Source organism: Rhizobium sp. UFLA01-1127 (assembly GCF_059803845.1).
Window position 1 is genome coordinate 1 of the sequence record NZ_JAUQTZ010000264.1, and the last position, 2,723, is coordinate 2,723.

At 61.5% G+C, this 2,723-nt stretch carries 2 protein-coding genes and 1 pseudogene; 2 read left to right on the forward strand and 1 reads right to left on the reverse strand.

What is annotated here, in order from left to right; translation table 11 throughout:
- Positions 1-810, forward strand: a pseudogene (locus Q4Q11_RS31410) (GTP-binding protein); the annotation flags it as partial.
- 73 nt (positions 811-883) lie between these two features.
- On the opposite strand, the gene rpmE reads toward Q4Q11_RS31410, so the two are convergent.
- Positions 884-1,105: a 50S ribosomal protein L31 gene (rpmE, locus tag Q4Q11_RS31415; RefSeq protein ID WP_034503571.1), complete on the reverse strand. Its 222-nt coding sequence runs from the start codon at positions 1,103-1,105 to the stop codon at positions 884-886.
- Positions 1,106-1,279: 174 nt separating this feature from the next.
- Here rpmE and Q4Q11_RS31420 point away from each other — a divergent pair.
- A partial coding sequence (locus tag Q4Q11_RS31420; protein WP_498571933.1) for an ABC transporter transmembrane domain-containing protein occupies positions 1,280-2,723 on the forward strand: 1,444 nt, incomplete at its 3' end.

Below are 2,723 nucleotides of genomic sequence, written 5' to 3' on the forward strand. Positions count from 1 at the left end.
GAGCAGGACCCGCTCATCAACCTGCGTGCCAATGAGGAGACGGGCGACATATATGTCTCGCTCTATGGCGAAGTGCAAAAAGAGGTCATACACACAACTCTCTCGACCGAGTTCGGCCTGGACATCGCCTTTGAGGAAACCACCGTCATCTATGTCGAGAAACTGGCCGGAACGGGAAGCGCAGTTGAGTGGATATTCAAGGAGCCAAATCCGTTTCTCGCAACGATCGGTTTGCGCGTCGAGCCGCGGCCGGAAGGCAGCGGCAACAGCTTTGCTCTGGAAGTGGATGTCGGCCAGATGCCGGCAAGCTTTTACCGGGCGGTCGAGGAGGCCACGTTCGAAACGCTCAAGGAAGGCCTTTTCGGCTGGCAGATCGTCGACAGCCATGTCGCCATGACAGCGGCGCGGCAAAGTTCGCCGGCAAGCACGGCGGTGGACTTCCGCAAGCTGACGCCGCTGGTGCTCGCATCCGCGCTTTCATCTGCACAGACGATCCTCTGCGAGCCCATCGAGCATTTTTACATCGAGATACCGGCAATGGCGTTGGCTGGTCTATACAGCCTGCTCGCGAAATCCGGCGCGTCGATGACAAAATCGCTGATCGACGAGGGATTGGCCCGGCTGGAAGGCACGGTCGCATCATCGATGATCCAGATCATCCAAAGGCAATTGCCGGGGTTGTCGGGAGGTGCCGGCGTCCTGGATCACGCCTTCGATCATTATGCACCGTTATCGGATCCCCAGCATGTGCGGGAACGCGCAGGCGCAAACCCGTTCGATCGTGCCGATTATCTGCGGCGCGTGCGATAAGGCCCGAGGCTCAGTATCAGCGCAAAAAGCCCGGCAAAACCGGGCTCTTTTCATGCGGCAGATCGCAATGCGATTAGATGCCGAGACCGCCGAAGCGCTTGTTGAACTTCGAAACGCGGCCGGCACGGTCCATCATCTGCTGGTTGCCGCCGGTCCAAGCCGGATGGGACTTGGAGTCGATTTCGAGGTTCATGACAGCGCCTTCAGAACCCCAGGTCGAGCGGGTTTCATATTCGGTGCCGTCGGTCATGACTACCTTGATCGTGTGGTAGTCGGGATGAATGTTGGCCTTCATAACAATCTTCCTGTCATGCCAGGGTCCATTTGTCGCAAGCCATTGCGGCAACCGAACCGATTGAATAAATGAAGCCGCAGTCCGTTAAAGGCCACGGCTTCCAATTAAGATGGCGTGCCTATACATGAAGGCAGCGGCGATAACAAGGGGCGAAACGTCGAGTCCCTTGCTGATATGGGGATTGGAGACGACTTGTCAGAGACTGGCCAGGCTGAGGAAAAGAAAAACCGATCAATCCGCCCTCTCGGACGACTGGCACCCTACCTCCGGCGATATCGAGGCATGGTGGCCGGGGCGATTGTTTCGCTCGTCGCTGCCGCCGTCACCTCGCTCGCGCTGCCGGTCGCCGTGCGCCGCATGATCGATCACGGCTTCGATCAGGCCGACCGTGGGCTGATCGACAGCTATTTCGTCGCGATCATGATCATGGCCCTGCTGCTCGCCGCTGCGAGCGCACTGCGCTACTATTTCGTCATCTCCATCGGCGAGCGCATCGTCTCCGACATGCGCCGCGAAGTCTTCGACCATGTCACGCGGCTGTCGCCCTCCTTCTTCGACGTCAATCAATCAGGCGAGATCGTCTCACGGCTGACGGCCGACACGACTCAGATCAAGTCCGCGGTCGGCGCCACCGCGTCCGTCGCGCTGCGCAACCTCATCCTCTGTCTCGGCGCCGTGATCATGATGATCGTCACCAGCCCGAAGCTGTCGAGCATCGTGCTGGTCGCCATTCCGGTCATTGTCCTGCCGCTTGTCAGTTTCGGACGTTCCGTGCGCAAGCGTTCGCGGGCCGCGCAGGAGACGCTGGCGCAAGCGTCGGCCTATGCCAACGAGACCATCGCGGCCAACCGCACCATTCAGGCCTATAACGGCGAGAACGCAGCCGCGCGGCGTTACGGCAGTGCCGTCGAGGATGCCTATCAGGCGGCACGCGCGGCGATCAAATCCCGCTCGCTGCTGACGGGCTTCGCCATTGCCATGGTCTTCGGCAGCATCGTCGCGGTTCTCTGGGTCGGCGCGCAGAACGTTCTCGCCGGCACCATGTCCGCCGGCACACTCGGCCAGTTCCTGCTCTATTCCGTCATCGCCGGCTCCTCGCTCGGCTCGCTGTCGGAAGTCTGGGGCGAGCTGTCCCAAGCAGCGGGGGCTGCCGACCGCCTCGGCGAGCTGCTTGCCGAGGTATCGCCGATCGCCGCACCGGCCAATCCGCTGCCCTTGCCGCAACCGCCGCAGGGCCGTGTGGAATTCTCCGATGTCCACTTCTCCTACCCGTCGCGACCGAACAGATCGGCGCTGCATGGGCTCTCCTTCTCCGTAACTCCGGGGGAAACGGTCGCAATCGTGGGCGCGTCGGGTGCCGGGAAGAGCACCATCTTTTCGCTGCTGCTGCGCTTCTACGATCCGCAGAAGGGTCGCGTCGCCCTGGATGGCATCGATGCCCGCGACGTGCTGCCGGATGCCTTGCGCGAACGAATTGCCATCGTGCCTCAGGATACGACGATCTTTGCCGCCACGATCCATGATAACATCGCCTTCGGCCGCCCGGACGCCTCTCGCGAGGAAGTCTGTGCCGCCGCGGCCGCTGCGCAAGCGGATGAGTTCATCTCGCGCCTGGAGC